Raw genomic sequence first — 4,933 nt, forward strand, 5'->3', positions numbered from 1 at the left:
TTATTTACCTGTTCATTACTGAGTGTGATCATCATTGTGCTCCTTTCACATAATAAAACTGACCATTCAGCCAATAGTTCCATTCATCAATCGGTTGTGTGAATTCAGTTAATTGTTCCTGATTAAAAATATCCGGAATTTGATGCAGAACGCGAGGATCGTAAAAACGTAACAGTGCTGTTTCGCCACTTTCCAGTTGAATATTCAAATATGGCTCAAAATGCCGAGTCAATTTATCCAGCGAGAGTTTGGAATAAACCCATGAAACAGCAGGGAAAGTTTTTTCCAGTTTTAGAAATTTTTCCACGGAGGCAGTGTCATAGGTTATGTCAAACAACCACGGTCCGGCGAAGGCGATTTCGGCATCGGGATATCGGCGAAAAAGCGGATTATTCAGCTCTGCAATATAAGTGAGTTCCTCATCAAAGAGGCGTTCATACTGTAAACCATCAATCAACGCATACCTTTTTATGTCTGGATGCGTGTTGTGATATTCCTGCCAGGCTTCTGGTGAGACTGAGATCATGATTGCCCCCTGATAACCATTGCTGAACCACCTAATGCGGCCTTCATTAAACAACTGATACAAATTTTTTCTGGCGGTGCGGTAAGCATTTTTTCCGGTTGAGCTACATTCATTGGTTTCAATTTATCCAGCATATCCGGTAGCTTGCCGCCCCAGCCTGAGCCATTGCCCGGTGCACCACTACCCATATTGATGGCTGAACTACTGGTAATTCCTCCGGCATCAATTTTCAGAAAGTGCCCGGCGGCCTGAATAGTCAGTTCAGCACCTGCATCAATCACCACTTTGGCACCAGAACTTAGATGAATTTCATTACCACTCTGGGTTAACAAGGCATCATCAGTCTTAATATGGAGTTTTTGTCCCGTTGATAGCGAAATATCATTACCTGCCTGTACTCGGTATTCATTATCAATACGTAAATGGGCATCATTTTTAATATGATGTGTACGGTTATGACCGATATTGCTGGTTTCATCGTTGAGAATTTGCGTGGTGATATCTTTTTGCGCATGGATAAACACCTCTTCACTGCCTTTCGCATCCTCAAACCGCAGTTCGTTAAACCCTTTACCTTTATGGGTCTTAGTCTTAAACGTGGTGCGGGTTTTGGCGGCGGGTAGGTCCAGCGGCGGACGGTTCAGACCGTTGTAGACGCAGCCGGTGACTATCGGGCGGTCAATGTCGCCGTTAAGATAGGAAATAATCACTTCCTGCCCGATGCGCGGGATCGCCATAAAGCCGTAACCGTTGCCGTTCCAGCCCTGCGCTACCCGTACCCAGCAGGATGCGCCGTCATCTGGGTCGTCGTAACGGTTCCAGTGAAAATGGATTTTGATAGCACCGTCTTTGTTGACGAAGATTTCTTCTCCTTCGGGGCCAACGACAACCGCGGTTTCATCACCGTCAGCAAGCGGTTTGTAGTGGAACGGCGGACGCCAGTCAGTCAGCCCGTCAATAAAGCTGAACTGATTGCTGAGTGTGGTGCCTTGCCCGCTGTTATCCCCCAGCGCCTGCGGACAGTGCCCGTGGTGACTGATGCTGACAATTTGCCAGCGCACATTAAGCGGTTTGTGCGGATGGTTTTTGATTTCGAAGATTTTTCCCGGCATCAGTTTGATGCAGTTACTGTGAGCACTGCCGGTCTGTTTCAGGTTATCCCATGCTTCCTGCCGGTATTTCAGGAACGGTTTTGCAGCGGCATCTTTCTGAAAACGCCCATAGCTTTCGAACACGGTGTACGGTGTCTGGCTACCGAAATCGCGGAAACCTTCACTGCTTTCCATATGGGACAGGTGATAACGCGGCTTTTCCGAGTTGTAATCCTTGTGCAGACTGCGTTGCGGGCTCATCCCGACGCCAAGTCGTACCAGATAAACGGTATCGACACCGTAAGCGGTTTCTGGCTGTGGCTGGTATTGCAGCGGTAATCCGGCGGTCATCCCCAGATGGCTGTCACTGAAAAACAGCGTTTTATCTTCAAACCAGAAACTGATACCTTCTTCCGCCGCTAATCGGCTGAAAAACGCATAATCGGATTCGCGCTTTTGCGTGACGTATTCTCTGTCCTGATGCGTATCGTAGAGTTTCGAATCCGCTTTAACATGGTGCTTTTTCAGCAGGTTGGTCAAAATATCGGGAGCCGATTGATGATGGTAAATCCGGCTGTCCTGATTCAGCGTCAGACGCCAGCAGGCCGGTCGCACCGTCATGGTGTACAGGGTTTTGCTGCCATCGGTGCCTGTCCAGTCAGCGTGGGAGATAATGCCGGTGATTTTGCGTTGCTCAGTATCGTCCTGAAACACCTGCAATACCGCCTGCTGCATCAATAATCCGGCCAAATCCATATCCGCCTGCGGTTTAAACGGGTTCTCATTGCCTGCCCTGACCAGCGTCAGATTCAGCGTAAACAGCTCCGATAACCCTTCCTGCAACGAAAATTCACCGATCGCAAAGGTGTCTTCCGGTACACCAGCGACCGTGAACACAAAACGTAATCCACTTTTCATATAACTGTTTTCCTTATGAATAATTGCTTATATTCCTGAATACCTCACATCGCCGGACGCAAGCCATCGACATGCCAGAACTGCCACAAAGGAGAATGGTCGTCCGGGGTGAAAATTTCCAGCATGACGAAGGTGGACTGGTCGACAAAACAGGCCATCGTCTGATTAATCAGTCGGCAGAAGCGGTACATCTCACCGGGAGAGCGATAGCACTCCGGGTTCAGGATGAGTTTCAGCAAATGCCCGCGAATCGGTTGCCCGCGCCGCATCCGATCAGTCAGTCGTTCTTCAACCTGTACAATGCCGTCGATATGTTGCTGAAACTGGCGACTCAGCGGACGGTTGGTGTCAGTATGCGGGTCAAACAGGCGAAGAAACTGTTTCAGGCTGGCGGTGACAAAGAGCATCACTGGCGGGCTGGACAGGCAGGAAATCAGCGACCAGCCGGTGTCTTCCCGTAATAACGGCGGGTAATCGGTATGAACCGGAATGATATTCTGCACGTTGAAATGTGATGGCGCACTTTCTTCGGTGATGGTGACTGTGTTGGATGCCAGAGTCAGCGCCTGTTCATGGTAGCCGGTAAACTGGGCTGAAATGGCGATAGCCGGTAAGTTATCTGCCGCCTTGCCTGTCACATCAAAAAAGCATAACTGATGCTGCGTGCGGCCTAAAAAATCACGTTCCGTCTGAAGCTGATAATAAAAGGTCTCCGCTTGCTGAGTTTCATCCCGGAACCGTCCGGCGGGAATAAATTGCTCAATCGGTCGCCAATGATAAGGGGTTCCCCGTTGCTTCTCCTCTCCGGGTTGCTGCACCACCTGAATCTCTTTTAACCGGAATAACTGCACTGATTCTCCCAGCGCCAGCGGATAACGGTGATTATCCGGTGTCAGTCGCACCGGCAGGCTGATGCGGTTTTCCAGATGCAGCGCCGGCACACAGCCCAGTAAAAATGCCTCATCAACGTCATCCAGCGGCAGTTCACCCTCAAAACGGAAAATCAGCTCAAAGGTACCATCGGCATTCAACGGCAGCGTTGCCCGGCTGCGGCTGATATCCAGCATCACAAAATTATAGAGTGCTGGCAGCGCGTAGTATTCCAGCAGCGGTTGCAGGCCGGAATAAGCATTTTGTGATGCGGGTAGCAGTGGCGTGTCCAACAAGCTATGCCAGCCATAGGGAAAACAATCCAGCCTGTGCCGCTCGCCCTGCACATTCACGCTGACATCACAGATATGCTGATCCAGCCACAGACTGAGTTGAGCCGCGCGTTCAGTGTCTGTACCGAGAAAAAAGGTCAACGGGCCGGTTTGCCAGACGGATGAAGGAACGCCGGTCTGACGCAGCGTCAGGCTGATTTCGCTGTGGGTTTCCGTTTTACTGACTTTGCGGTGCTGCACTATCAGCGGTTCAATGTGCAGCGAACGACCGGTTTTAAAGGTGAGCAACTGCCCGTTCAGGTTGGCAGAGACCGCCGTATTCGCCGGAATATCGATGGTGCCCTGATGTTCATCATCAATGGGGGAAAATTGTAACAATGTCGTCGGTGGGATCGGACTTAATGCTAACGGCCAGATACGTGACAGCAGCCCGTGGACAATTTCAGGAAATTGGTCGTCGATTTTATCCCGTATCCGGGCAATGAGCAGGGCAAACGCTTCAAAAACCCGCTGAATATCGGGATCGTAGGAAGCTGTGAGAAAATCCGCTAAATGCGGTGATTCCTTAGCGATAAGCTGCGCCAGCTCCCGCAGATAGGCACGCTCTTGCAGATACCGCAACTCCTTGTTGTTTCTCATTGAATTTCACTTATGCATTATCTGTCAGAGGTCAGTATGATGCTGAATAACCCTGCTTTAAAATGGGATATCATCGGTAAAGTGTGTTTATTGTACAATTTAACCCATCGAATTAATTAATGAATTAACGCATATTTTGCGTGGATATTGGTGAAATATCGGGAAAGTTGCGGAATGTGTGTAGAGATTCAGACAAAAATAAGGGAGGAAAGAATGTTATTTGTTTGACTCCAGTTGGCGGGTTCATTAATATCTTTGCTTACACAAGATGATCCAGTGCCTGAAAGGATCAGCGCGAAGCGGCAAAAAAACTCCCGTAGCCTGAAAGGGAGCGCAGTTATTGCGGTACATCTGCCCACTTTTGGAAGCAGATATTGTTAGATTCCGTCTGGCAATGAAAGTTACTTCAACAAACTAAAAATAGGGGTTTCGGGAGCAATGGAACAGTGAACGCGTATGAACCGGATGCGAGGAAGCTATCCTTTCGCGCATGGAAGATAAAAGAAAATAGGGTTGATGTTGGTGTGAAAAATCAGTGTATGAACCTGTGTTCAATACATTGTCGATAGCAGGATAAAAACACCTTTTGGGCGTAT

Annotated in this window: 3 protein-coding genes; all 3 read right to left on the minus strand. The window is 49.0% G+C overall.

The annotated features are described in order from the left end of the window. Positions 1 to 31: 31 nt before the first annotated feature. Genes AAC147_RS07285 through AAC147_RS07295 form a run of 3 tightly spaced genes read right to left on the minus strand, consistent with a single transcriptional unit; the run spans position 32 to position 4,337 of the window. Positions 32 to 526 carry a DUF4123 domain-containing protein gene (locus tag AAC147_RS07285; RefSeq protein ID WP_047686131.1) on the minus strand — a complete coding sequence of 165 codons (495 nt, stop codon included), beginning with the start codon at positions 524 to 526 and terminating at the stop codon, positions 32 to 34. Further along, the gene (locus AAC147_RS07290; protein ID WP_047686134.1) at positions 523 to 2,535 is read right to left on the minus strand and encodes a type VI secretion system Vgr family protein; all 2,013 of its coding nucleotides are present in this window, start codon (positions 2,533 to 2,535) and stop codon (positions 523 to 525) included. Before AAC147_RS07290 ends, AAC147_RS07285 begins: the two co-directional genes overlap by 4 nt. A 44-nt stretch (positions 2,536 to 2,579) precedes the next feature. Beyond that, positions 2,580 to 4,337 (minus strand): type VI secretion system baseplate subunit TssF, encoded by a 1,758-nt coding sequence (locus AAC147_RS07295; RefSeq protein WP_047686136.1) that lies wholly within the window; start codon positions 4,335 to 4,337, stop codon positions 2,580 to 2,582. Between the last annotated feature and the right edge of the window lie 596 nt (positions 4,338 to 4,933).

The organism is Xenorhabdus sp. NBAII XenSa04 (assembly GCF_963866145.1).
Taxonomy (GTDB): domain Bacteria; phylum Pseudomonadota; class Gammaproteobacteria; order Enterobacterales; family Enterobacteriaceae; genus Xenorhabdus; species Xenorhabdus indica.